This window comes from Nodosilinea sp. P-1105 (assembly GCF_012911975.1).
Lineage (GTDB): Bacteria > Cyanobacteriota > Cyanobacteriia > Phormidesmidales > Phormidesmidaceae > Nodosilinea.
On the sequence record NZ_SMDQ01000001.1, the window covers coordinates 70,871 to 95,430 of the forward strand.

Annotated in this window: 20 protein-coding genes, 1 CRISPR repeat array and 1 riboswitch; of the genes, 16 read left to right on the plus strand and 4 right to left on the minus strand. The window is 55.8% G+C overall.

Annotation, left to right across the window (positions count from 1 at the left end; genetic code table 11):
• Positions 1-7: 7 nt before the first annotated feature.
• From cas7d to E1H13_RS00260, 6 genes are read left to right on the plus strand one after another with little or no spacing between them, the layout of a single operon-like run.
• Positions 8-1,015, plus strand: a complete 1,008-nt coding sequence (cas7d, locus tag E1H13_RS00235; protein WP_169611390.1) for a type I-D CRISPR-associated protein Cas7/Csc2 — start codon at positions 8-10, stop codon at positions 1,013-1,015.
• 3 nt (positions 1,016-1,018) lie between these two features.
• On the plus strand, positions 1,019-1,804 hold the full coding sequence (gene cas5d / locus E1H13_RS00240; protein ID WP_169611391.1) for a type I-D CRISPR-associated protein Cas5/Csc1: 786 nt from the start codon (positions 1,019-1,021) through the stop codon (positions 1,802-1,804).
• Positions 1,797-4,127, plus strand: coding sequence for a type I-D CRISPR-associated helicase Cas3' (cas3, locus tag E1H13_RS00245; RefSeq protein WP_169611392.1), 2,331 nt, complete (start codon positions 1,797-1,799; stop codon positions 4,125-4,127). The genes cas5d and cas3 overlap by 8 nt, the downstream gene beginning before the upstream one ends.
• A gap of 2 nt (positions 4,128-4,129) precedes the next feature.
• Positions 4,130-4,573: a nucleotidyltransferase domain-containing protein gene (locus E1H13_RS00250; protein WP_169611393.1), complete on the plus strand. Its 444-nt coding sequence runs from the start codon at positions 4,130-4,132 to the stop codon at positions 4,571-4,573.
• Positions 4,570-5,016, plus strand: a complete 447-nt coding sequence (locus E1H13_RS00255; RefSeq protein WP_169611394.1) for a DUF86 domain-containing protein — start codon at positions 4,570-4,572, stop codon at positions 5,014-5,016. The genes E1H13_RS00250 and E1H13_RS00255 overlap by 4 nt, the downstream gene beginning before the upstream one ends.
• Positions 5,017-5,049: 33 nt before the next feature.
• The gene (locus E1H13_RS00260) at positions 5,050-5,661 is read left to right on the plus strand and encodes a hypothetical protein (protein ID WP_169611395.1); all 612 of its coding nucleotides are present in this window, start codon (positions 5,050-5,052) and stop codon (positions 5,659-5,661) included.
• Between the two features lie 4 nt (positions 5,662-5,665).
• On the opposite strand, the gene E1H13_RS00265 is transcribed toward E1H13_RS00260, so the two are convergent.
• Positions 5,666-6,067 (minus strand): hypothetical protein, encoded by a 402-nt coding sequence (locus tag E1H13_RS00265; RefSeq protein WP_169611396.1) that lies wholly within the window; start codon positions 6,065-6,067, stop codon positions 5,666-5,668.
• A gap of 112 nt (positions 6,068-6,179) precedes the next feature.
• Here E1H13_RS00265 and cas6 point away from each other — a divergent pair, with 112 nt between their 5' ends.
• Positions 6,180-7,100 carry a CRISPR-associated endoribonuclease Cas6 gene (cas6, locus tag E1H13_RS00270; RefSeq protein ID WP_169611397.1) on the plus strand — a complete coding sequence of 307 codons (921 nt, stop codon included), beginning with the start codon at positions 6,180-6,182 and terminating at the stop codon, positions 7,098-7,100.
• 69 nt (positions 7,101-7,169) lie between these two features.
• Here the strand turns inward: cas6 and E1H13_RS00275 are convergent, their stop codons facing one another.
• A complete protein-coding gene (locus E1H13_RS00275) occupies positions 7,170-7,553 on the minus strand; it encodes a four helix bundle protein (protein ID WP_169611398.1) in 384 nt (127 codons plus the stop codon).
• 69 nt (positions 7,554-7,622) lie between these two features.
• Between E1H13_RS00275 and cas4 the strand changes: the two genes are divergently transcribed.
• The 4 genes from cas4 to E1H13_RS00295 all read left to right on the plus strand — a co-directional run bounded on the left by cas4 (position 7,623) and on the right by E1H13_RS00295 (position 12,472).
• Positions 7,623-8,216: a CRISPR-associated protein Cas4 gene (gene cas4, locus E1H13_RS00280; protein WP_169611399.1), complete on the plus strand. Its 594-nt coding sequence runs from the start codon at positions 7,623-7,625 to the stop codon at positions 8,214-8,216.
• A 201-nt stretch (positions 8,217-8,417) separates the two neighbouring features.
• Entirely contained in the window at positions 8,418-9,419 is a 1,002-nt protein-coding gene (cas1d, locus tag E1H13_RS00285) for a type I-D CRISPR-associated endonuclease Cas1d (protein WP_169611400.1), read from the plus strand.
• Positions 9,420-9,527: 108 nt separating this feature from the next.
• Positions 9,528-9,800 (plus strand): CRISPR-associated endonuclease Cas2, encoded by a 273-nt coding sequence (gene cas2, locus E1H13_RS00290; RefSeq protein WP_169611401.1) that lies wholly within the window; start codon positions 9,528-9,530, stop codon positions 9,798-9,800.
• A gap of 265 nt (positions 9,801-10,065) precedes the next feature.
• Positions 10,066-12,045: direct repeats of the CRISPR family, unit length 37 nt; unit sequence GCGCCAAACCCCCCCAAACCCTCTCAGGGATTGAAAC.
• Between the two features lie 115 nt (positions 12,046-12,160).
• Positions 12,161-12,472 (plus strand): hypothetical protein, encoded by a 312-nt coding sequence (locus E1H13_RS00295; RefSeq protein WP_169611402.1) that lies wholly within the window; start codon positions 12,161-12,163, stop codon positions 12,470-12,472.
• A gap of 318 nt (positions 12,473-12,790) precedes the next feature.
• Here E1H13_RS00295 and ligA read toward each other — a convergent pair whose 3' ends face one another.
• On the minus strand, positions 12,791-14,854 hold the full coding sequence (gene ligA / locus E1H13_RS00300; RefSeq protein WP_169611403.1) for an NAD-dependent DNA ligase LigA: 2,064 nt from the start codon (positions 14,852-14,854) through the stop codon (positions 12,791-12,793).
• Positions 14,855-15,010: 156 nt separating this feature from the next.
• Positions 15,011-15,215, plus strand: a riboswitch (cobalamin riboswitch).
• Between the two features lie 542 nt (positions 15,216-15,757).
• Here ligA and E1H13_RS00305 point away from each other — a divergent pair.
• From E1H13_RS00305 to E1H13_RS00325, 5 genes are all read left to right on the plus strand, one after another.
• Positions 15,758-18,040 carry a TonB-dependent receptor gene (locus E1H13_RS00305; RefSeq protein ID WP_169611404.1) on the plus strand — a complete coding sequence of 761 codons (2,283 nt, stop codon included), beginning with the start codon at positions 15,758-15,760 and terminating at the stop codon, positions 18,038-18,040.
• Between the two features lie 43 nt (positions 18,041-18,083).
• Positions 18,084-19,385: an ABC transporter substrate-binding protein gene (locus E1H13_RS00310; protein WP_240966330.1), complete on the plus strand. Its 1,302-nt coding sequence runs from the start codon at positions 18,084-18,086 to the stop codon at positions 19,383-19,385.
• Positions 19,382-20,167: a metallophosphoesterase gene (locus E1H13_RS00315; RefSeq protein WP_169611405.1), complete on the plus strand. Its 786-nt coding sequence runs from the start codon at positions 19,382-19,384 to the stop codon at positions 20,165-20,167. Before E1H13_RS00310 ends, E1H13_RS00315 begins: the two co-directional genes overlap by 4 nt.
• A gap of 373 nt (positions 20,168-20,540) precedes the next feature.
• Positions 20,541-21,629, plus strand: a complete 1,089-nt coding sequence (locus tag E1H13_RS00320; protein ID WP_169611406.1) for an iron ABC transporter permease — start codon at positions 20,541-20,543, stop codon at positions 21,627-21,629.
• A gap of 82 nt (positions 21,630-21,711) precedes the next feature.
• Positions 21,712-22,128: an aspartyl protease family protein gene (locus tag E1H13_RS00325; RefSeq protein WP_169611407.1), complete on the plus strand. Its 417-nt coding sequence runs from the start codon at positions 21,712-21,714 to the stop codon at positions 22,126-22,128.
• A gap of 504 nt (positions 22,129-22,632) precedes the next feature.
• Here E1H13_RS00325 and ftsY read toward each other — a convergent pair.
• Positions 22,633-24,435: a signal recognition particle-docking protein FtsY gene (gene ftsY / locus E1H13_RS00330; RefSeq protein ID WP_169611408.1), complete on the minus strand. Its 1,803-nt coding sequence runs from the start codon at positions 24,433-24,435 to the stop codon at positions 22,633-22,635.
• Between the last annotated feature and the right edge of the window lie 125 nt (positions 24,436-24,560).

The window sequence follows — 24,560 nt, forward strand, 5'->3', positions numbered from 1 at the left end:
AATCACCATGTCTTTTGAAAAACTGCAACCCTTTCTCGCCACCAGCTACGAAAACTTTCCCAAAGGTCGCACCATTGGTGCCGTGGTGCTGCGAACCACCCAATCAGAAACCATCTTCCGTACCGAGGGTACTGGAGAACCCATGTGCAGCGAGTATGTACAAGCGGGCGTAGCAGATACCGATACTATTCCCCGCCTCGTGATGACCAAGCGTAAGCAGATTGCCCCAGAGCGGCGCAAAGGTCGCGAGTTTTTGCGGGTTCACGAACTCCTGTACCCCGACCCCAAAGGTAATTCCATTTGCTCCCTCAACACCAATGCCCCCTGTGAGATGTGTGTTGACTGCTTTCTCTACGGCTTTGCCGCTGGTGGCGAAGGAGCACAGAAAAGCCGGGTGTGGACAGAAGATGCCTTTAGCGTATTGCCTTCTACGGAACTGATTGGTGATCGCACCATCAATGCCATCTTTGAAACGGGCACGATGCGGGACGAAGAAGGCAAAGCCTCCACTGCCCTCAACACTAGCGAATACATTAAACCAGGTGTTCATTTCCTCGATATTGTCACCTTCAAAGATGTGACAGCCGACGAGTTGCGCTACGCCCTGGGCAACATTTTGCTGACCACCCGCTATGGTGCTGTCTCCAGCCGCGTTGGCCGCATGGAGAACCAGATTCTTGGCATCTTTGGCGGCATTGCCGAACTTCCCAGTTCCCTGGAAGTAGTGCAGGGCATCTACGACAAGCTACCCCTGGATAAGCGAGAACACCCCCTCAATACTGGTGCATTAGTTGCAGCCACCCAAGATGTAATTTCCACCTGGACAAATAAACGAGGTATTTCAGTGCAGCTCTCGGCCACCGAACTAGACGAGTTAATCGCTGACGTAGACCGTCACCTCTCGATCGATGACCAAGCCGCTTTTCTCAAGCGACTCAACGCATCCTACGAACCCATACGTAAGGTCAAAGCCACCTCCAAGAAAAAAGGCAAGAGCAAAGATCAGGAGGCTTAAGTGATGACCCAAGTTGAGCTAGAGCCTCAAACTACTCCGCTACCCTATCCAACGGCTCAACTAATTGAGCTATGGTGTGCTGAACCTGTCTTTTTTGCCTCCAGAGAGCTATCGGACACTTACTATACCGAGGGCACCATCGGAAACTATGCCCTGGCCTATGCTCTCGGATGGGCGCGATCGCCCTATCGCTTACTGGGGGCAGCTACCGGGCGACCCACTTATCTCGAAGACCTTACCCCTTTAACAGGCCAGCGCTACATTCTCCCCGCTTGGCCTCTAGACACCTCAGCCTCTTTTCGCTTTGAGCGATTCAATGCCCTGTCCGACTCCTATTGGTACGCCATGACCAACAACCGGGTAGCTATTGCTAGAGAAGATCTGCCTTTGAAGCGCACTGGTAAAAAGCCCAGCACCTTTCGACCCAGCAATTTTCCGCAAACGGGTCGCCTACGGGTGATTGAGCGCGGCAACCGTTTTCAAACCATTGTTTTTGGCAATGGCGATCTGCCTGAGTACATTCGGGTTGGCAAGTTTATGAGCAAAGTTAGGGTTGAAATTGTGAAAACGTTTAGTGTCACTGCTCTTTCCCCAGGGGAATACAACTGCCATGCCTACCTCAACTCAGCTGATCTTCCCTCTGGCCTTAGTCTATTGAGTTTTGACCTAATCTCAATTCCGCCCGCCTCGTTGCTTAAAAATCTACGATTTAGCGGAGCAGCGTGGCAAGTAGGTGACTATACTCTCCCCGCCAACCTAGAATTTTGTGGAGGTCGCAACCATGGATAGCATCAAAATTCAACTTGGACCCCGCAGCATTGCCACTTGCCCTAACCCTAAACTTCCGAATGAACTGCTAAATGCCTTTGACCATGGCGTTCTCCAACATCAGGCTGAAGTCTATGAAGCAGCCAAGACTCACGATATTATTCTTGACTTAGCTCCTACAGGTACGGGCAAAACCAAAGCAGGCTTGAGCGTTATTCATCAAAACCGCGATCGCAGTGCTATTTACATTGCCCCTACTAACGCCCTAATTGAGCAACAGACTGAAGCTGCCAAGAAGTTCGTCAGAGCAGTAGGGCTTCCCCATGTGGTCAAGGCTGCATCTGCACGACACGTTAAGGAGTGGAGTAATGATCGGGTAGGTCATCGCTCAGGTAAGAAACTCTATAACGTTCTTCGAGAACCCGCCACCATTTTTCCAGAATGTGCAGGCAAGCCAATTTTGCTAGTAACCAATCCAGATATTTTCTACTACTCGACGTTTTTTGCCTATAACCGACTAGACCGCAGTAATATCGCCAGCGCTTTCTACAGCAGTTTTGCGACCGTCATCTTTGATGAATTTCACCTCTATGATTCAAAACAGCTCGTTAGTTTGCTATTTTACTTAGCCTTGTCTCATTCATTTGGCTATTTTCGAGATGATCGCAAAGTCGTTCTTCTAACTGCGACACCTGAAGAGGCTTGTGAAGCAGCACTTGCTACTCTCGCAGAGGCAGGAGCCAAGATCTATCGCGTTAATGGTGAGACCCAGACAGACTGTGTCATCCCCTCACAAACGGCTGTCAGCCTAGAAATTCGGAAGCAGCTAGAAAAGAAAGCACTTATTTTAGAAATAGCTAACGAAGTCTTGACAAGACTCAAGGAAAAACCTGATCAGTTTGGAGCCGTTATTCTAGATTCACTAGATCAAGTCAATCAGTTAAATGACCACTTATGTAAATCAGGAATTGAACATTTGCGTGGGCGAATTACAGGTGCTGTTAAATCTCAGCATGAGCGCCATGAGGCAGCACAGAAACAAGTTATTCTTGCGACTAGTACAGTAGATGTTGGCTTTAATTTTGAGCGAGACGCTGAATCTGAGCGCCAAAATCTGGATTGGTTGATCTTTTCGACCCGCGATCGCTTCTCTTTCTGGCAACGAATTGGACGCGTAGGTCGAGTTTTGGGTAAAACACAGACTGATTTGCCATCTGAAGCGATCGCCTACCTTCCAGAAAAAGCCTGGGAAGAAGGCATCGAAAGCTTAGATTGTGCTGGTGGTCGTGATGCATTGAAACAAAATCTTGAAAACTTAAGCTGTATGAAACGCCCATTTCTAGAAATCTACTGGAAATCCGAGGCATTCCTAGAAATCGCTCGTCCACTGCTAGAGCTTGAAAGCGCCCTCTACAATTTAGAAGAAGAGAGGCTGATTCAAGAGCTATACGCGACTTTACAGAAGTTATTGGGCGGCTCTCGCTCTTGGAAATATTACAAGCATCGAATGATGCAAATCAATACTGCCGAAGCATTAGCTAAAGCTCCGCTCCAACCAACAAAACCTGGGCAGTGGTCGTTTATTAAGACCCTCTTTAAGCAGCCAAAGCATATACGCCAAAATTTCATCAAGAAGTTTTTGGATTTCAACTATCCAGAACAGCTAGAATCACTGAACAGGCAAGAGTTTTCGATAGAAGAGATTGAAAAGGAAATCAAGGATTATGAAGATTCTGCCTCTGAGCTAAAGGAATTTTCAGTCTTCTGGAAAACCGTTTGGTCACCCCTATTTCGATTCCGAGACGGTTTGTTTGATAGCTTAGTTGTATATGATCCACATAACTTTCTCTTAGATAACATCGGAGAGACCAATCTTGATCCTTTTCACCTGCTTAGATTCTATGAATTTGTTTCAGACGATTCACGGGTAGAAGTTTCTGCGAGAACTGAAGAAACCTATCAACTCAGCTTCACGCTTGATATTGAATCGCTTTCCGATTTTGAAGCTACGAAACTTGGAAAGTTATGGGCGTACCCGAAACTTAATGTAAGGCGGACATCTGGTGGAGCTGTCAGACCCACTAAGCTACCTGAACCTTTGGCAAAGGGGTTGAGGGACAACCTCATTCCAGGGGTCATCATCAAAGAGCACGGTCAAACCAAATGGGCAATTGTCAAACTACGTAAGCAAGGTTTAGAATGCTATCCCATTCATGTCTCCGGTTACGACAGTCCAAGTTCCAAGGAATATCTTTTTTTTCCTAGTTTTTCCGGTATTCTCGCGATCGCCGCTGCCGGAGTCGCCTTGCAAAGTCCTGATAATGAAGAATTCTGGGTCGCCTAGTCATGTCTATTACTCAACCGCTAGAGCAACTTCAAACGTTCAGTCAATGGTCTAGACACCATCCAGGCCTTAGGTTGCTCATCCTCTTTGGCTCCAGGGCCAGAAGCGACCACGACCCTACAAGTGATTGGGATATTGCTTTTCTGTCAGATTCTAATATCTCCACAAAGCATTCATCATCCTGGTTCCCTGACTTGGAGATACTAACCACCTTAAGCGACTTCGCTGGTATCACCCAAGATCGCATTGACCTTGTCGATCTGAGTGTCTGCAACGATATTCTGGCCCATGTCGTTGCCCGCGATGGCCAACTTATTTACGAGCGTCATCCCGGTGAATTTGCTCGCTTCCAGCAGCAAGCTCTAAAGACCCCAGACGAACTTCAGCAATTTCGCCAAGCCCAGCGACAGAAAGTTCTAGATGCTTTAGTAAGGTGGGGAGTATGACTCAGCTTGACAGAGAGGCGATCGCCCAAAAACTTAGCCGTATGGTCGACCGCCTAGATCGGCTCATAGGCTTTGAGGCTGTGACTTTAGAAATCTACCTAGCCAATGAAGACTATCAAGACATTATCGAACGTCAACTTGAGCTACTGATCCAGTCAGCCGTTGATATCAATAAAACCCTGCTCAAACGAGTAGCAGGTATTCGTCCATCCGAAAGTGCCAATGTCTTGAGCAATTTTGATTCCTTTCTCTTAATGGGAGCGCACGGTTTCCTACCAACCGAACTATCCGATCAGCTTGCTCCCTCTGGGAGTTTCCGCAATATCCTTGCCCATGAATATGATGACATAGATCCTAACCAAGTTTATGCTGCCTTCCAAAAAGCCCTGATCCAGTATCCTCAATATGTGAGAGCCATTCAAACCTATCTTGATACCTTATAAAACCAATTTTTGTCAGAAACTTGGAAAATAAAAATGGAAACTTCTAACTCAAACAAGCCCTGTAACCTTAATAGAAATTTTGACCTAGATGCAGAATCTGCTGACCTTGGGTATTCGCTCTCTCAACGAAGACTCAGTCTTTCCGGTTGTCAAGGTGAATTAGAAAAAATCCATCAATTGAGCAACCGTATTAAAGAAGTTCTACCATTTGTTAGCCTCACTACTGAGAGATCTCGTCGAGAGATTCTGGTTGCCCCTATTGTTACAGAAGTTATCCACTATACCCAAGCACAACTGAGAATTGAGTATTCCCTTAGAATATCTGGGCAACCCTACCAAGCTATAAATTACTTATTGAGAACGGAAAACCAGATTTTTACCATTCAAACTGTGGAAGAAGATGCAAATAACTGTGGAATAGAGAAATTGGCTGCTGCAATGACTGCTCTAGATCAATGGAGTCATACCCCCAAACAGTCCACATTGTTAGGGGCTGTCACCACCGGGACTGTCTGGCGATTTGCTTGCTTTCATCGAGTCAGTAGGCATATCGATCTAGGGCTTGAGAGCTATCTCATTCCCAATGATATTGAACCCCTAATGAGGATTTTAATTAATGCGCTCTATCCAGCAGATTACGAATAACCTACTAGCCAAACCCCTTACGTTTTGGTTTCCTTTTACCCAGCGACTCCTTCTCCAGTAGTTCCGCTGCAAAACCCCGCCGATTTTGCAGCATTAGCCTTCGAGTCCGCTGCCGCTGATACTCCAACACCTCCGCCGCCAACTCATGCTCCGGGTCAAACACCACATGGGTCAACGACGTCGAGTAGACCGTTTTTGTCCTATCCCCACTTGGCAGCAAATTCACCATTATGCCGCCCTCATCTCCTAGATACATCACCGTATCGACATCCAACCAGGTCGCCGGAGTAATTGACTTATCCTCGATCGCCTTCATCAACTGTTTTCCAGGCCGCACCCGAAACGGCAACGCCGCCTCCAGTTTATTCTTCAGCGCGATCGCCTGCCCATAGTCATCAATCTGCATCCCAACCCTCAATAGAAAGTTAATAGCGCTGAGTTTTTAGCCTTGAATTAAAGCCCACAGCCGTCAACTCAAACCTTCATCCACCCATCCACTCTCCCACCCATCCACCACTATGCCACACAGCCTCGTCCTCAACCTGCTGCCCGACTCCCCCATTCCCCCCGGCTTCACCACCGGCAAACACCTCCATGCCCTCTTTCTCAGCCTGGTCAGCTCCGTCGATGCGGCCATGGGTAACCAGCTCCACGCCAACGAAGGCAACAAATCCTTTACCCTCAGCCCCCTGCAAGTAATTTTGAATTCTAAATTCTCAGTTTTGAATTCAAGCCGGAAATCATCAATTCAACATTCAAAACTCAAAACTCAAAACTCAAAATTCCTCCACTGGCACCACCCCCACCCTATCCCCCCCTCTACCCCCTGCTGGTGGCGCATCTCCCTGCTGGACGATCGCCTCTTCAGCCAGCTCAGCCCCCTCTGGCTCAACCTCAACCCTAACCAACCCTGGCATCTCGGCCCCGCCGACCTGCATATCACCAGCATTCTCGGCACCCCCCAGAGCACCCAGCCCTGGGCCAATTTTTGCAACTACCCGCAGCTCTACGACCAGGCGTCTGAGACAGACCGCAAGCTCACCCTCCAGTTCTACACCCCCACCGCCTTCCGTCAGGGCAAGTATGACTCAGCCATGCCCACCCCTACCAGCGTCTTCAGTAGCCTGCTGCGCCGCTGGAACCATTACAGCAACATCGAATTCTCCCCCGAGATTATCGACGCGCTCCAACCCAGCTACTTCAACATTCGTACTGAGCTGGCCCAAGACCCCCGTGCCCAGTTTCAACACACCGGGGCCAGGGTCAACCCCGCCAATCAGTTCATGGGCTGCGTCGGCAAAGTCACTTACCAAATTTTAGGCAACTGCGATCGCGCCACTATCAAGCAACTCAATACCTTAGCCGATTTTGCGCTCTACGCCGGGGTCGGGAGAAAGACACCAATGGGGATGGGGATGTGTAGGAGGGTGGATGTGTAGGAGGGTGGATGGGTAGGAGGGTGGATGTGTAGGAGGGTGGATGTGTAGGAGGGTGGATGGGTGGATGGGTTATTGGATTGTCCAGGTGGGGGCGTTTCTGACCATGTTGACGAGCTGGCCCAAGATTTGGTCGGAGTTGCGATAGAAGGTTCTGCCCACCTCGGCATCAAGATAGTGGCATTTCACCGCAAACTCCAGCCAAATCTGCGTTTCAGTGGCCTCTGCCTGACAATCGCTGATTTTGGCAATAAAAGCAGCTTGGTAACGGCGTTTGCGCCATGCCTCACCCAAGTTTGCACAAACAGATCGAGACGACCTCCGCATTTGATCCGTCAGTGAATACCGTTCCTCAATCGGAAATGCCTTTGAAATCTCAAAAATTTCCATGGCCGCTGCAAACGCCGCCTGATAAACCTCTAAATCCCGATAAACCTTCACCAAACCCTTTGCCATGCCCAAAACCCCATCCCACCCGCCCACCCGCCCACCCGCCCACTCATCCACTCATCCACTCATCCACTCATGCACCCTCCCGACCCCATCCCCATCGCCGCCCTCAACCAATACGCCTACTGCCCCCACCGCTGCTGGCGAATGTTCTGCGCTGGCGAATTCACCGACAACCAGTACACCCTGGAAGGCACCGGCCTGCACGATCGCGTCCACACCCTGAGCAGCAATCATCGAGAAGACACCTGGCAGGTGCGGGCGATCTGGCTGAAGAGCGATCGCTATGGTCTGATCGGCAAATCTGATCTGATTGAAGAAACCGATGGCCAGCTCTACCCCGTGGAATACAAGCGTGGCCACCGAGGCGAGTTTGACAATGACGAACTCCAGGTCTGTGCCCAGGCCCTCTGCCTGGAGGATATGACCGGTCAGACGATCACCCAGGGCTTTATCTACTACGCCCAGTCCCACCAGCGCCAGCCAGTGATGATTACCGATGAATTGCGAGACGATGCGATCGCCACCATCGCCGCCGTCCGCACCCTACTGCACACCGGCACCATGCCTCCACCGATCTACAGCAAACGTTGTCGCGGCTGTAGCCTTTACAGCCAATGCCTACCCCAGGCGGCAAAGAAGGTCGGCCGATATCGGGAAGGCGGGTAGAGGGGTAGAGGGGTGGATGGGTGGGTGGGTTAGGCATTGAACATTCATCCACTCCCTCACTCCCTCACTCATCCATTCCCTCACTCATCCATTCCCTCACTCCCTCACTCCCTCACTCCCTCACTCCCTCACTCATCCATTCCCTCACTCCCCCACTCATCCACCCTCCCACTCATCTACTCATCCACTCCAACAAAAACCATGGGAACTATCTACATCTCCACCGACGATGCCTTTATTGGCAAGACCGACGAACGCCTGCGGGTGCGGGCTCAAAAAGAAACCCTGTTGGATGTGCCGCTGATCAAAGTTGATGGGGTGGTGGTGCTGGGGCGGGCCACTGTCTCCCCGGCGGCGCTGATTGAACTGCTAGAGCGCAAGATTCCCCTGAGCTTTATGACCGGCACCGGACGGTTTTTGGGGCGGCTAGAGCCGGAGCTAAATAAGAATATCTTTGTGCGATCGGCCCAGTGGCGGGCGGCTGGGGAAAGCGATCGCGCCATCCACGCGGTGCAGGGATTCATTCGGGGCAAGTTAAAGAACTACCGCACGTTGCTACTGCGCGCCCAGCGGGAGGGCATCACCGCTCTGGAGCCCGGCATCACCCGGCTGGAGCAGGCCATCAACCCGATTAACCAAACCGCCGTCATCGATGCCCTGCGAGGGTTAGAAGGAGCTGGCAGCGCCGCCTACTTTGGCCATTTTGGTCGGCTACTTCGCAATGGCCACTTCAGCTTTACCAACCGCGTCCGCCGCCCACCCACTGACCCGGTCAATGCCCTACTCAGCTTTGGCTACGCCCTGCTAGGCCACGATGTCCAGGGGGCGATCAATATTGTTGGCTTCGATCCCTATTTGGGCTATCTCCATACCCAGCGCTATGGTCGCCCTTCATTGGCCCTTGACCTGATGGAGGAGTTTCGCCCCCTGGTGGTGGATGCCATGGTGCTGGCTGCTATCAACCGTAAAGCCCTCACCCCCGAGGATTTTGCTAGCGAGCCCGTCAGCCATGCGGTGGCGCTCACCGATGAGGGTCGTCGTAAGTTTCTCCGTCTCTATGAACAAAAAAAGCAGTCAAAATTCAAGCACCCAGTCATGGGCCGTCAATGCACTTATCAGGAAGCTTTTGAAATTCAGGCCCGCCTGTTGGCCAAATACCTGATGGCCGAGACCGAACAGTATCCGCCACTAATTTTGAAGTAGATGGGTGGATGGGTAGATGGGTAGATGGGGTTAGGCCATGAACACCCTCCACCCTCCCACTCATCCACCCCCCCTTACCCTCCCACTCATCCACTCTCCCCCTCTTCCATGCACATCGTTGTCACCTACGACATTTCCGACGACAAACGTCGCACTAAGATCCACAAGATCCTCTCGTCCTATGGGCAGTGGATGCAGTTCAGTGTGTTTGAATGCAGCTTGACGCCGACGCAATACACTAAGTTACGGAATCGCCTCAACAAGTTGATCAAGGCTGAGGAAGATAGCATTCGATTTTACTTTCTCTGTGAATGCTGCCAGCAAAAGGTGGAGCGCATTGGCGGCGAGGCGGTGCGGGATGAGACGGTGTTTTTTGCCTGATGGCTTGGCGCGAGCAGGGGGGTGTGCTGGGGCGATCGCGCTTCGTATTGGCCAAAGTGCTGGTTAATGGTGGGTTTGGAGACTTTTGTACTGAGTTGGGGTTCGCGCAATGGTTCTAGAGTTTGCTCTGAGGCTGTTTGAGGAGTTTAGGGTTTGTCTTGGAGGCTGTTTTTCTGGGGTAGGGATGCTAGGATTGGAGGGTTCGCGCTTTTGGACCTCGAAAACTAAATATAGCAAGGCTTTCAGAGGGCCGCCGCAGTAGCAGGCGCCAAACCCCCCCAAACCCTCTCAGGGATTGAAACAATCAAACTCAACCAACGCGCCGCCGCAGTAGCAGGCGCCAAACCCCCCCAAACCCTCTCAGGGATTGAAACAAGCGTATGCGGGATATTTATTTTCAGCAACACCGCGCCAAACCCCCCCAAACCCTCTCAGGGATTGAAACGGCAATAGCCCTATGCAGTAGCGCATCTCAGCGATCGCGCCAAACCCCCCCAAACCCTCTCAGGGATTGAAACATGTAAGATTTTCCGATTTGCGTTATGAGCATAGGCGCCAAACCCCCCCAAACCCTCTCAGGGATTGAAACCGGCGATGTGACCGTTGTCATCTGCAAAACGGCCAAGCGCCAAACCCCCCCAAACCCTCTCAGGGATTGAAACAAGGTTGGCAGAGTTAGCGGGCATCGACATCGACCGCGCCAAACCCCCCCAAACCCTCTCAGGGATTGAAACAGTTTAATTTCGCCAAAACGAACATTCCCATTCCGCGCCAAACCCCCCCAAACCCTCTCAGGGATTGAAACAGCCAGTAGTTTGCTGCCGACGATACGGATCAACTGCGCCAAACCCCCCCAAACCCTCTCAGGGATTGAAACCGGAATGTACTCGATCGCGCCAGTGACCGGGTTTAGTGCGCCAAACCCCCCCAAACCCTCTCAGGGATTGAAACTCCAGCAGTATCAAAATCAGGGTCACTGGCATCAAGCGCCAAACCCCCCCAAACCCTCTCAGGGATTGAAACAGTTTGAACTATTAACTGATGATCATTTTCTCTCTAGCGCCAAACCCCCCCAAACCCTCTCAGGGATTGAAACAAAACGCCGCTCTACCACAGCCGCCCACAACGCAGCGCCAAACCCCCCCAAACCCTCTCAGGGATTGAAACCGGTCCCGGTGAAATAAATGTGCTGGTTAGCGATGCGCCAAACCCCCCCAAACCCTCTCAGGGATTGAAACTGGGTCGATGGTAAAAACGATGTGGCCTGATTCGCGCCAAACCCCCCCAAACCCTCTCAGGGATTGAAACCTCATTATCAAGCTGTACAAATTGATTCCTCTCAAGGCGCCAAACCCCCCCAAACCCTCTCAGGGATTGAAACTAGGCCGTGGGCCAGGACGGTGCCCGTCGGTGATGGCGCCAAACCCCCCCAAACCCTCTCAGGGATTGAAACCTTGCCAAGCCGTTGCTGTAGCTCCGGTGGTAGCGCGCCAAACCCCCCCAAACCCTCTCAGGGATTGAAACTCCAGACTTGACGGCTTTGCTATTTCATTCGGTGCGCTGCGCCAAAACCCCCCAAACCCTCTCAGGGATTGAAACCGGTTGCCAAACATTCCCCTTACGGTGCTTTTAAGGCGCCAAAACCCCCCAAACCCTCTCAGGGATTGAAACCAAGTAGCTCCTGGCCCTGGGAGTTTCCTTTATGCGCCAAAACCCCCCAAACCCTCTCAGGGATTGAAACGTTGGGTGATGGGTCGAACGGGGATAGGCAGGATGGCGCCAAACCCCCCCAAACCCTCTCAGGGATTGAAACAAAGGCGTCCGAGGCAGCCCGTTGCTCCTGCTCAAGCGCCAAACCCCCCCAAACCCTCTCAGGGATTGAAACGGTGTACTCGTCCCCCAGCTCATCCGATCGCAGGAGCGCCAAACCCCCCCAAACCCTCTCAGGGATTGAAACGAACCAATAGCGTAGGATCTACCGTCATCAACCCTGCGCCAAACCCCCCCAAACCCTCTCAGGGATTGAAACCCGCCAGCAGAGGGTACCCCGGCATGGGCGTGGGGGCGCCAAACCCCCCCAAACCCTCTCAGGGATTGAAACTTTTCAGTAGTTTCATTGCAATGGCGATCGCCCTGGCGCCAAACCCCCCCAAACCCTCTCAGGGATTGAAACCAGCACTTATCGCGCTACACGTCTCCCTTCGGATGGCGCCAAACCCCCCCAAACCCTCTCAGGGATTGAAACTGGATACATAGGCCCCATCGTGAGGCTGAGCGTAGTAAGGTAGATGTGTTGTTTCCACATGCCTAGGGGTGTGCCGGATAGAGGGGATATCCCTCAGCCCAAACGCAAGAGAGAAATGAGCGAGAACTATAATCCTGATACCGTTGCCGGTTTCCAGAACTGGCCAAAGCCAGAACAAAAGAAGGACTACGGTGGCTTCAGAATTTTATCGGTATGCCTTTTTGTGCTTCTGTTTTTTACTTGGTGGGAGATGCTAGAGCAGCGAGAAAGGGCCAGCGAACTGGAGGATCTGCTTTGGGCCTACGACGAAATCTTGCAGCCTACAGAGCCAGAACTTGATGCGATCTACGATCAGGTTTTCCGTATGGAGAACATGCGCAGAGATGCCCATCACCCAGAGTCACCCAGAGGGCCAGGACCATTCTGAATTTATGTAGGCGCCAAAACCCTCCAAACCCCCTCAGGGATTGAAACTTCTGAATATGAAAGCGCAGTAAGTAGGTAGGCTCAATTACTTTGTAGACGGGTTTCGGCTTCGCTCAACCCTCAAATCCTTACCGGACAAAGGATCTAGCTAATTGAGCGGAGTCGTTCGCGTGAGCATCTCCCTTCGGGAGAAAATCAGCGGCGGGTGTGACATTTGATTAGCCTCGGCTACTTCAAAACTCAAAATTCAAAACTTAAAATTCAAAACTCAAAACTCAAAATCCCCCCCCATTCCCCAAACCCTCTCAGGGATTGAAACTTAACTTCCCTCACCTACCATCTCCACCATCTCGGCTTCACTCAAAACCGTAATCCCCAACGTTTCAGCCTTGGTCAGCTTCGAGCCCGCCTTTTCCCCCGCCACCAGATAATCCGTGGCTTTACTGACGCTGCTAGTCACCTTGCCCCCCGCCGCTTCGATCAACGCCGCCGCTGCGGTGCGGGTGAGGTTGGGCAGGGTGCCCGTGAGCACAAACGTTTTACCCGCCAGGGCGCCCTGATCAGCGTTCTGCGGCTCTGCCTGCGAGGCTGACAGTTGCAACCCAGCCTGTTGCAGCCGCTGAATCAGGGTTTGGTTGGCGGGTACCCGAAACCACTGGAATACCGCCTGGGCAATTTCCGGACCAATGGTGTGAACCGCCTCGATCGCGTCAGGGTCGGCACTGGCCAGGGCTTCGACGGTCGGGAAATGTTGGGTCAGGGTTTTGGCATTGACGGTGCCCACATGGCGAATCCCCAGACCATAGAGCACCGAGGCCCAGGGGCGGGTTTTAGAGGCCGCGATCGCCCCCACCAGTTTCTCCGCCAGTTGTTGCCCCATGCGTTCCAGCGGTAGCAACTGCTCCACCGTCAGGTCATAGAGGTCTGCCACAGACTGCACCAGGCCCTGTTCCACAAACTGCTTCACCCACTTTTCCCCCAGCCCTTCAATGTCCAGGGCATCCCGGCGGCACCAGTGGATAATCGCCCCCTGCACGATCGCCGGGCAAGAGGTGTTAATGCAGCGGGTTACCGCCTCTTCCTCAGGTTTAACCAGGGTCGAGCCGCACTCCGGGCAGGATTGGGGCATGGTGACTCGCTGAGCCTCGGCGGGGCGCAGATCCGCCAGCACCCGCACCACCTCGGGGATGATTTCCCCGGCCTTGCGCACAATCACCGTGTCCCCCTGGTGAATGTCCAGTTCTGCCATGCGATCGGCATTGTGCAGGGTGGCCCGGGCCACGGTGGTTCCAGCCAATTGCACCGGCCTTAATTCAGCTACGGGAGTGACGGCCCCGGTGCGCCCCACCTGGAAACTCACCTGCTCCAGCACCGTTGGCACCTCTTCTGCTGGGTATTTGAGGGCCACCGCCCAGCGGGGAAACTTTTGGGTAAAGCCCAACCGTTGTTGCAGGGCAAAGTCATTCAGCTTTACCACCACCCCGTCGGTCATGTACTGCAGCCGGGTGCGGGCTGTGGCCCAGGTGTTGAAGAAGTCCTGGACCTCAGTTTCCGACTGGCACAGTTGGCGGTTGGGGTTGACCCGAAAACCGAGGGATTGCAGGAGTTGGAGCGCTTGCCATTGGGAAGTGGGGAGGTGGGGAGGTGGGGAAGTGGGGGGATGGGGCGTGGGAGAACCCATATGCACCGTGTAAGCAAAGAAGTCCAACCGTCGTCGGGCCACGATGCGGGAATCGAGCTGGCGCAGGGTACCGGCAGCGGCGTTGCGGGGGTTGGCGAAGGGGGGCTCGCCGTTGGTGGTGCGTTCCTGGTTGATGGTGGCAAACACATCCAGGGGCAAGAAAGCTTCCCCCCGCACCTCTACGATCGGGGGTGGGGTGTCGGTATTCAGCCGCAGGGGAATGGTGCGGATGGTTTTGACGTTTTGGGTAATCTCTTCGCCGGTGATGCCGTCCCCCCGGGTGGCGGCGCGGGTGAGGAGACCATTTTCGTAGGTGAGGGCCAGGGCGGACCCGTCGATTTTTAGTTCGGCCACATATTCCACGGGGCCGACTTCGGGGGCCTGGCGACGCCAGCGGTCTTCCCAGGCCCGAAATTCAGCCAGGTCGAAGGCGTTTTCGAGGCTGTAGAGGGGGATGTTGTGGCGCACCGAGGTGAACTGGGTGGCGGGTTTTTCCCCCACTCGCTGGGTGGGGCTGTCGGGGGTGATCAGCTCTGGGTGGGCGGTTTCCAACTCCTGGAGTTCGCGGTAGAGGCGATCGTACACCTCGTCGGGCAGGGTGGGGGCATCCAGTACGTAGTACTCGTAGCTGGCTTGCTGTAGCTGTTGCCGCAGGGTCTGTACCCGCGCGGCCATATCTTGGTGGTGACTGTTCTGCCCCATAGTTCCAGAACCTTTGATGTTATTGATCCCTATCCCAGAGGTTCTGCTGGAAAGTAGCGTAACCCAGTGGTTAGTGTAGCGCTGTCCTGCCGGTTAACCGCAACGATATGTTGATTTTTCCCAGGGGGTGGGCGGGGGGGTGTTGCTTTCGGTGATATGATGCAGAGCACTGTCGGTTCTAGTGGGGAACAGCCACTAGAGGAAACGGGGAAAGTGCAGTGCAAGTCTGCCACTGTCCCGCAGCTGTAAGCCGATTTTAGATTTCGGATTTTAGATTTTGGTTGGATATCTCTCCAAAATTCAAAATCGCAAATCTAAAATTGTGTAAGTCAGAATGCCCGCCGATGGCCTGTTCATGCTCTACAACATCTGCGAGGTACGGATGATGACTGGTTTAGATTTTTACGTCGCTGTTTTAAGCCAACGCCCAGGCCAGACTTGAGGTTTTGTCCACCTTCCTGGCACCTGGGTAGCCCACCCCTGCCCACTTCGACAAGTTGCCCCTCCGGGGCCGCTAACAGATCCCAGCGTTTCCTGGGGCTGGGGCTGGTGGGCAAAGCCCACCCTACGATCGGAGCACTAGACACTGGCACAGATCCCAGGGTTCTGCCCTGGGATACCCCGAGACTCATGGCCCATCAGCCTAAGAACCCTGGGATCTTGACATCTGGTCCGATGCCCAGGGGTGAAAGGTTTCCACGGCCTTGGGGCATACCATCACCCGATGTTTTTCTAGCCTGACCGCGACGCCACCCGGCTTACCAATTGCTGGCATCTGTACAGGCATGCTCTGCGATCGCGTTGCCCGAGCTACCAGGTGCTTTAGCCCATGGACGCCCCGTTTGGGAGCGGTCCATCCCAAGTTTTTTAATCCATCACTACCCTTCATTAGCGTCAGAATCTATGCGCCACATTCAACCGACAACGTTTCGCCTGATTAGACCTGAGTGGATCAAAGCTCTGCCTCGGCCAGGGGCGCTTTTGGTTTGGGCCGTGACCTGTGGATGGCTGCCACTCCCAGGGCGGGCCGAGTCTCCCCAGCCTGCTTTCGATCCCCACCCCCTGGCTGGGGCAGAGATCACCTTCGACCGGATCAACCCACCAGCCACGGAGGCTGCAGCTCTGCAACCCCTCACCCAGCCGGAGCCGGAGCAGATCCAGGCCGATCAATGGGCCGACCAGCTCCAAGCCGATCGGTGGGCCGATAGCCAAATTGCCCTGGATGAGGGTCAATTTTTTGATACTGACCTGGGGCAACTCCAGGCTCAGGAAGAGGGGGAGCCGATCCGAATTCAGGTGATCGAGCGGATTCTGGACCAGCCGGTGTTTTCCCCCTTTCGGCGGGAAGGGACGGTGCGGGAGGCCAGCCAGCCGGTGTATGTGATTAACCGGGAGCAGATCGAAGCCCAGGGGGCGCGCACGGTGCAGGAGGCCCTGCGCTATTTGCCGGGCATCCTCAGCGACGGCACCACGGGGGGACAGCTAGGCGCCCCCAGTAGCCAATTCATTCGAGGTGGGTCCTCATCCCAAACGCTGATTTTGATTGATGGTCGGCCGATCAACGAAATTGGCACCTTTGGGGCTTTTGACCTGTCCCGCATTACTACTGATGCGGTGGAGCAAATTGAGGTGTTGCCCGGTGGCGGTTCGGTGCTGTACGGCTCTAACGCCATTGGCGGGGTAATCAACATCATCACTCGCCGTCCCCTAACGGAACCGGGGGAGGAGGTTTCTGTGTCGGCAGCGGTGGGTAGCTTTGGCTTTAACGACCAGACAATCCAACTGCGCGGGGCGGATGAACAGGGCAGTTGGGTGTTGGGCTTTAATCGCACTTCGGCAGATGGGAATTTCCCCTTTCGCCTGACCACGGCCGATGTGGAGGGCACCCGGACCAATGCCGATGTGCTTTACAACAACGTCAACCTGGGACTGGTGGGCAATATTAACGATCGCAGTCGGCTACGGTTCGGGCTGTTGTTTCTGACTAAGGACCAGGGGGCTCCTGGGGGGGTGCCGGTACCGGGGAGTGGGGCGGGGGGCTTTAATACTCTCAGTGCCACCAATCGCCAGTACAGCGAAAACTGGCTGATCGATGCCACCTACGAGGCAGACCTGGGCCAGGGGGATGATTCCCGGCTGACGGCCCGGATTTTTGCGGACCTGCTGGACTTTACCTTTAGTTCCCCAGTCCCCAACAACCCCTTTGCGTCCCCCATTCAAGATCAGGTGAACCAGACTTCCATTGGGGCGCAGGTGCAGCACGCCTGGCAGTTTGCCCCCAATCAAAACATCACCTACGGGGCCGACTACCGCACGGTGCAGGCCGATAACAACACGGTGAATTTGCTCACCAACTTGACGACGGAAAACTACAGCGATCGGATCAACCAGGGCAGCCTATTTGCCCGCTACCAGGCGGCCTTTACCGATCGCTTTAGCGCCAACCTGGGGGTACGCCAAGATTTTAACGATCTGGCCGATGGCGCCTTTACCTCCTTTAGCCTGGGTACCCAGATAGCCGTGACCGACAGTACCAACTTTCGAGCCAATCTGGCCCGCAACTTCCGGGTACCCACCCTGGGGGATCTGTTCTTTGCCCCGTTCAACAATCCTGATCTAGGCCCCGAATCCGGCATTAGCTTTGATGTGGGCTTTGATCAACAACTGGGCGATCGCGGCCTCTGGCGGTTTACCTTTTTCCGCAACGATATCCGTGATGCCATCAGCTTTGATTTAGCCACCTTTACTCCCCAAAATATCGGCCAGGTGAAGGCGATTGGCATCGAGACCGAAGTCAGTGTGCAGGTGGTCGACAACCTGTTTGCCTTTGCCAACTACACCTGGAACCAGCCCACTATTCAGGCTGGACCCAACCCGGCAGACAATGGCAACCTACTGCCGTTTACCCACGCCGACAGCTTCAACCTGGGCCTGGCCTATGAAACGCCCCAGGGGCTCTACGGGGCGCTGTTCCTGCGCCACATCAGTGACTTTTTTGTAGACCGCAGTAACAGCGAATCCCTGGCGGGGCGCACCACCCTGGATGCCAAACTACGGCTGCCCCTGACCCAGACCCTGGCCCTAAATGCTAGCGTGGATAACCTGTTCGACACTCAGTTTGAACTGTTTCCTGGCTTTCCCGGTGTAGGACGCAGCTTCCAGGTGGGAATCCGGGGCCAGTTTTAAGCCCGGTTGACTAGCCTGAGCAGAGCGGAGCAGCGCCCCAGATATGAGCACCATGGATCACCGTAACGTCAAGACCAGCGATCGCATCGGCAGTAGACTCTGGCCCCGGGTCCATTCCCAGGCTGCCAGGGGGAGGAACGGTCAGCGGTTCCCGCTGGCCCTGGGCCTGGGCCTGGTCGGTCTGGTGGCGACCGGCTGCCAGGGCGCCCCCCCCACGGCCACCCTAGACCCTGCACCGGAGCCGACCGCCGAGGGGTGCGCCGCCCCCTTTGACCCAGGGATCGACTACTTCCCGGAAAAAGTCGACCTGGACTATGCCACTGGCTTCACGGTGGACTACCACAACCATTACAAGCGGGTCACCATCACAGACCCCTGGCCAGGGGCGAGCCAGCGCTTTGAGTATCTGCTGGTGCAGTGCGGAGCGCCGGTTCCCGATGGGTATGACCAGGCCCAGGTGGTGACTGTGCCCGTAGAGCGGGTAGTGGCCCTTTCCACGACCCATCTGCCCCATTTCGAGCAGCTGGATCGGGTGGATGCCCTGGTGGGGGTGGGTCAGTTTGATCAGATCAGCAGCCCCGGGGTGCGGGCCAAAATCGACCAGGGAGAGCTGACTGAGTTCACCTCGGGAGCTAGCTTAGATGGGGAGCGGTTGCTGGTGGCCGCCCCTGACCTGGTGATGACCTTTAGTATGGGCAATGACAACGACCCGTACCTGCGGCTGATGCAGGCAGGGGTACCGGTGGCCTTCGTCGCCGAGTATCGGGAGGCGTCCCCCCTGGCCCGGGCCGAATGGCTAAAGTTTACGGCCCTGCTGGTGAACCAAGAAGCCCAGGCCCAGGCGCAGTTTGCTGCCATTGCCCAGGAGTACCACGCCCTGGTGGACCTGGCCCAGACGCCGGCGGAGCGACCGACGGTGTTTACCGGCTCTAGCTATGAGGGCACCTGGCATGTGGCCCAGGGGGAAAGCTATGCTGCCCAACTGCTGCGGGATGCCGGGGCCGACTACCTGTGGGCCGATGTCCCCGGTACCGGCAGTACCCCCCTGGACATTGAGGCGGTGTATGGTCGGGCGGCCACAGCCGACTTTTGGGTGAACCTCAGCCAGGACTGGCAGACCCAAGCCGATGCGATCGCCGCTGACCCCCGCTATGGCCAGTTCCAAGCCCTGCAACGGAACCGGGCCTACAACAACAATGCCCGGGTCAACCCCAGTGGCGGCAACGACTTTTGGGAAAGTGGCCCCGTCAACCCCCACCGGGTGCTGGCGGATTTGATTGCTATTTTCCACCCTGCACTGCTACCAGACCACGAGTTGATCTACTACCAACCCCTACTACCATGACCCTCACCCTGGCCCAGATCACCGACACCCACCTGCTGTCCGACCCCGACGCCCGACTGCGGGGCTGCCCCACCTGGCAGACCCTGCAGACGGTGCTACGGCAGGTCGCCCCCTACCAACCGGACGGCTTACTGCTGACCGGCGATCTGGCCGAGCGGGGCGATGCCATCGCCTATGAACGGTTGCGCGAGGCGATCGCTCCGTTTAACCGCCCGGCCTACTGGCTGCCTGGCAACCACGACAATGTGGCCACCGCTGCACAGGTGTTCCAGGCAGACTGGTTGCAGGGACCAGCCGCCCATGGGCTGCAATCCATCGATTTAGGAGCCTGGCGATTGGTGCTACTGAACTCAGTCAAATCCCCCGCCCGGTACGGCGAAGGGGAACTGTCCCCCACGCTGCTAACCGCCCTGGCCGATACCCTGGCCAGCCACCCGGCCCAACCCACCGCCATCGCTCTGCACCACCACCCGGTCCCCACCGGCATCGACTGGCTCGACCAGATTCAGGTGCAAAACGCCAATGACCTCTGGGCCATCCTCGACCCCCATCCCCAGGTGCAGTTGGTCGTCTGCGGCCACATTCACCTGGACCTGCACCACCGCCACCAGCGCCCCGCCGCCGCTCCGATCGCCGTCTACGGCACCCCCTCCACCGGCCTGCAGCTGAAACACCCCCACCCCACCCCCGACCACCACCAACCCGGCTTCCGCCTGCTCAGCCTCAACGACGATGGCAGTCATCACACCAGGATGGTGAGGGTTGGGGAAAGGGAGGAGTGAAGAAGGAAGAACGAAAAACGAAAAACGAAGAAGGAAGAACGTAGGGCGTAGTTTGTGCGCAGTAGAAGGAAGAACGTAGGGCGTAGCCCGTGCGCAGCAGAAGTCAGAAGTCAGAAGCCAGAAGCCAAAATCCTCGCAAACCCACCCCTAGCCCCTCCCAAGAGGGGAACCGGACTGCGGCAAGCCGCTCCGCGTCTACCACCCATCCACCCGTTTTCCCATTCCCTCCCCAGGGCGGACACACAGGTCCGCCCCTACCTCCCCACCCCCCCATCTTCCCCACCCATCCACCCATCCACCCATCCACCCATCCACCCATCCACCCATCCACCCCCTTCGACTTCGCTCAGGACAGGCATCCCCCCATCCCACCATGCTCCACAACACCCCCTGGCCCAAATCCCTCACTGCCAAGCGGTTGAACCAGGCCGCCACCGGCTCGGCTCGGCTGATCCGCTGTGGTGGCCTGGGGCTGCTGACCCTGCTGGTGGGGGTTGGGTTTGTGGCCAGTTTGGCTCTGGGGTCGGTGGCGATTCCCCCTGCGGAGGTGGTGACGGTGTTGTTGGGGGGCCAGGCGAGTAACCCGGTTTGGGGGGACATTATCTGGCAATTTCGCCTGCCTCGGGCGTTGACGGCGGCGGCGGCGGGGGCGGCCCTAGGAATCAGCGGGGTGCAATTGCAGGCCCTGTTCCGTAACCCCCTGGCGGGGCCGTCGGTGCTGGGGATTAACGCTGGAGCCAGTTTGGGGGCGGCCCTGGTGGTGCTAACGGGTAGCGCGGTGGGCTATGGGTTTAGCGGCTGGTGGTCGCAGCTGAGCCTGGCGGGGGCGGCGAGTTTGGGGGCCGCCCTGGCCATGGGGTTGGTGATGCTGGTGGCCCAGCGGGTGCGCAGTTCTCTGGCTTTGCTGATTTTTGGGTTGATGTTGGGCTACACCACCACTGCTTTGGTGACGATTTTGCTGCACTTCAGTACCATCGAGCAGACTGTTGCCTACATCAGCTGGACCTTTGGCAGCTTTGCCGGGGTGACTTGGCAGCAAATGCCAGTGTTGCTGCCGGTGATTGGCCTGGGCCTGGGGATGTCGCTACTATTCTGGCGATCGCTGAACCTGCTATTGCTGGGCGATGAGCAGGCCCAAAGTTTGGGGTTATCCATGGGCCTGGTGCGGTTATATCTAATTTTTAGCGCCTCATTACTGGCGGGGACGGTGACTGCCTTTTGTGGCCCCATTGCCTTTTTAGGCGTAGCTGTCCCCCACCTGGGCAGGACTCTGTTTCGCACCTTCGACCATCGTTTGCTGCTACCGGCTTCGGCCCTGCTAGGGGCGCTGCTGGCCCTGGTGGCCGATGGGGTGGCCCAACTGCCGGGCAGTCAGACGGTGTTGCCCTTAAATGCCGTGACGGCCCTGATTGGGGCACCGATTTTGATTTGGCTCATGCTCAAGCAATTTCGCCTGTTTTAAGATGGAGAAAAGGTATTTTTACCGTTAATGTGCATGGCACTGGCCAGAGGGAAAGCCGATGCTAGCGACCGATCTGGAGTCTATGGGAAAAGTTGTTACAACCCTGAAGGTTGCTAACTTTGTAGATACTGTGTTGGCAGAACGGGGGTTTATTCGCCCGGAGCAGGTGCGCTGCCAGAGCGTAGATGGGGTGGTGGTGGATACAGGGGCATCAATGCTCTGTTTGCCTGCCAATGTGATCCAGGCTCTGGGGTTGCGCTATGCCGGAGACGTGGCCACCCGGACGACGACGGGGTCTGGGGTGGCTCGTCTTTTCCAGGGGGTGCTGCTAGACATTCAGGGGCGTGAAGGTACGTTCGACTGTTTGGAGCTGCCAGAAGGGGTTGACCCGCTGTTGGGTGTGATTCCCCAAGAGCAACTGGGCTTGGAGCCAGATCTGCAAAATCAGCAACTGCGCCTGCTACCGGCGACGCCTAAAGACTCTTACATTTCGCTATGAGTTGACCCACCCCTACCTCCTTCGACAAGTTACCCCTCCTTTCGACAAGCTCAGGGCGAACGTAAACAGTACGGTTCGGGCTGAGCTTGTCGTTTCGCAAGCGACATGAAACACAACGTTGCTCCCTTTGGGAGCAAGCCCTAATTTTTAGCCTTGACGCTGCACTAAGCCCGTCCTACGGCCTACTCCCAAAACTGCAAGAAGGAAGGCCAGAAGCTGTTAAAGCCCCTCTCCCAAGCTTGCTACTAAGTACACACATCTTGGCCCTCACCCCCTCAGTCCCCCTCTCCCAAAAATGGGCGAGGGGGAAGCAAGACAAGCATTTCTGGCTGTTTCCGGCCCCCCTTCCTCCCGTTTTGGGAGGAAGGGGATGGGGGATGGAGGGAAAGCCCTGCCCACAAGGGTCTCAGGACTTATGTGTACTTAGTAGCCCAAGCTTGGGAGAGGGGTTTGGGGTGAGGGCAGAGCCAGGACTGAGGGAAGCCTTACCCGAGCAAGTATACTTCAGCCACTGAGTAGGGCTTCCACAAACTCGTAGCTGGAAAACGGTCGCAGGTCTTCGATGCCCTCCCCGGCGCCGATGAACCGGATGGGCAGGCCCAGTTGCTCTACCACGGCCAGGGCCACGCCACCCCGGGCGGTACCGTCGAGCTTGGTGAGCACCACCCCACTCAGGTTAGCGGCTTCGGCAAACACCTCTGCCTGGCGCAGGCCGTTTTGGCCCAGGGTGGCGTCCAGCACCAGCAAGGCTTCGATGTTGGCATCGGGGGCTTTTTTGTCGATGATGCGGCGAATTTTGGCCAGCTCATCCATCAGGTTTTTCTTGTTTTGCAGACGACCTGCGGTGTCGACAAGCAGCAGCTCGATATTACGGGACTGGGAGGCGGCGATCGCATCGTAGACCACCGCCGCTGGGTCCGTATTTTTGGCGGGGTTGGCAATCACCTCCACGTCGCTGCGGGCCCCCCAGGCTTTCACCTGCTCGACGGCGGCAGCTCGAAAGGTGTCGGCGGCGGCAATCAGGGTGTTGTAGCCCGACTTTTTGGCAATGTGGGCCAGCTTGCCAATGGTGGTGGTTTTACCGGCTCCGTTGACCCCGGTCATCAGCCAGATGTTGAAAGTGTCTTTTTCGGGTACAAAGGTGAGGTTATGGGAACTGCCCAAGGGGGCATCCAGCATCTCTCGCAGAATGGACTTGAGGTAGGCGATCGCCTGGTCTGGGGGTAGCACTTCTTCTCGCATTTGGGCTTGCAACGCCTCGATCACCTTATCGGTGGCGGCTACCCCCACATCCGCTTGCAGTAGCAGCGCCTCAATTTCCATCACCGCATCGTCGTTGAGCGGCCCCTGCCCGACGATTGCTTTCAGTTGGTTCACCAGGCCCAGCCGGGTTTTGTTGAGCCCCTGGCGTAGTTTGTTCAGCCAGGTGATTTCTTCGGCGGAAATGTCGTCGGGGCGGCGACCCTGGGCGGCGAGCACCTCTGCTGACCAGAGAAAGGCTTCGTCTAGATCAAGATCGGGGAGGACAGGAGCGGGCTGTACAGAAGTATCAGGGACTGTGGCTACGGGCTCCGGCTCTGGCTCGGTAATGGCGGTTTCTTTTAGTCGCTCTAACCGCTGCTGCCGCTCGGCTTCAGCTTTGGCCCAAAAGGGGGTGGCCGCAGCTTGGGGGGCGGGTTCTGGGGCGGGTTCTGGGGCTGGCTCTGGCTCTACTGGGGCGTCATCCAGGGCGGTGGAGGGAGTGGCGGCTTGGGGTGCCGCTTGGGGTTCTGCTTCTACTGTGGGCGAGCTGGTCTCTGGTTCAGGGAGCTCGGGTTCAGGGGGTTCGGGCACCGCCGTCGTTTCTGCAGGGGCTGGGGCCTCCGGAGCGATCGCAGTCTCTGTACCGGCAGCCGTTTCCTCAGTGGCCTCCGGAGCAGGGGGCGGCTCCAGGTCAGCGACTGGTGCGGTTCCGGGGGCGTCTGGGGATGCTGTGAGCTCTGGTTGGGGTTCTGGTTCTATAACTTCTGGTTCTGCAGCCTCTGGTTCTATAGCCTCTGGTTCTGTAGCCTCTGGTTCTGTAGCCTCTGGTTCTGTAGCCTCTGGTTCGGCCTCCGCTGGGGCAGCCTGTTGCTTTTGAATATTCTGGTAAGCCGCCTTGGCCCACTGCAGATAGTCCTCTGGGGATAGGGCCGTAGGGGCATCCTCCGCTTTAGGGGCGGCTTCTGACGGGGTGGGAGCCTCTGGTTTGGCGGTCTCAGGCTTAGTCGCCTCTGATGGTGAGGCGTCAGACTTGTCGAAACTACGGCGAAACCAGTTGAATGCCATGCCAGCGTTACCTTAGGGACGTTTTACAGTTTGTTATGATGCCACTCTACTATCCGGATAGCGGGTTTAACCAAATCCAGCGCCAGACCTGGAATGCTGCTGGTGGGCAAACGCCAGATCGCGAG

Coding starts and splice junctions, on each gene's coding strand:
- cas7d (WP_169611390.1), top strand. CDS start 8: ATGTCTTTTGAAAAACTGCAACCCTTTCTCGCCACCAGCTACGAAAAC.
- cas5d (WP_169611391.1), top strand. CDS start 1,019: ATGACCCAAGTTGAGCTAGAGCCTCAAACTACTCCGCTACCCTATCCA.
- cas3 (WP_169611392.1), top strand. CDS start 1,797: ATGGATAGCATCAAAATTCAACTTGGACCCCGCAGCATTGCCACTTGC.
- E1H13_RS00250 (WP_169611393.1), top strand. CDS start 4,130: ATGTCTATTACTCAACCGCTAGAGCAACTTCAAACGTTCAGTCAATGG.
- E1H13_RS00255 (WP_169611394.1), top strand. CDS start 4,570: ATGACTCAGCTTGACAGAGAGGCGATCGCCCAAAAACTTAGCCGTATG.
- E1H13_RS00260 (WP_169611395.1), top strand. CDS start 5,050: ATGGAAACTTCTAACTCAAACAAGCCCTGTAACCTTAATAGAAATTTT.
- E1H13_RS00265 (WP_169611396.1), bottom strand. CDS start 6,067: ATGCAGATTGATGACTATGGGCAGGCGATCGCGCTGAAGAATAAACTG.
- cas6 (WP_169611397.1), top strand. CDS start 6,180: ATGCCACACAGCCTCGTCCTCAACCTGCTGCCCGACTCCCCCATTCCC.
- E1H13_RS00275 (WP_169611398.1), bottom strand. CDS start 7,553: ATGGCAAAGGGTTTGGTGAAGGTTTATCGGGATTTAGAGGTTTATCAG.
- cas4 (WP_169611399.1), top strand. CDS start 7,623: ATGCACCCTCCCGACCCCATCCCCATCGCCGCCCTCAACCAATACGCC.
- cas1d (WP_169611400.1), top strand. CDS start 8,418: ATGGGAACTATCTACATCTCCACCGACGATGCCTTTATTGGCAAGACC.
- cas2 (WP_169611401.1), top strand. CDS start 9,528: ATGCACATCGTTGTCACCTACGACATTTCCGACGACAAACGTCGCACT.
- E1H13_RS00295 (WP_169611402.1), top strand. CDS start 12,161: ATGAGCGAGAACTATAATCCTGATACCGTTGCCGGTTTCCAGAACTGG.
- ligA (WP_169611403.1), bottom strand. CDS start 14,854: ATGGGGCAGAACAGTCACCACCAAGATATGGCCGCGCGGGTACAGACC.
- E1H13_RS00305 (WP_169611404.1), top strand. CDS start 15,758: ATGCGCCACATTCAACCGACAACGTTTCGCCTGATTAGACCTGAGTGG.
- E1H13_RS00310 (WP_240966330.1), top strand. CDS start 18,084: ATGAGCACCATGGATCACCGTAACGTCAAGACCAGCGATCGCATCGGC.
- E1H13_RS00315 (WP_169611405.1), top strand. CDS start 19,382: ATGACCCTCACCCTGGCCCAGATCACCGACACCCACCTGCTGTCCGAC.
- E1H13_RS00320 (WP_169611406.1), top strand. CDS start 20,541: ATGCTCCACAACACCCCCTGGCCCAAATCCCTCACTGCCAAGCGGTTG.
- E1H13_RS00325 (WP_169611407.1), top strand. CDS start 21,712: ATGGGAAAAGTTGTTACAACCCTGAAGGTTGCTAACTTTGTAGATACT.
- ftsY (WP_169611408.1), bottom strand. CDS start 24,435: ATGGCATTCAACTGGTTTCGCCGTAGTTTCGACAAGTCTGACGCCTCA.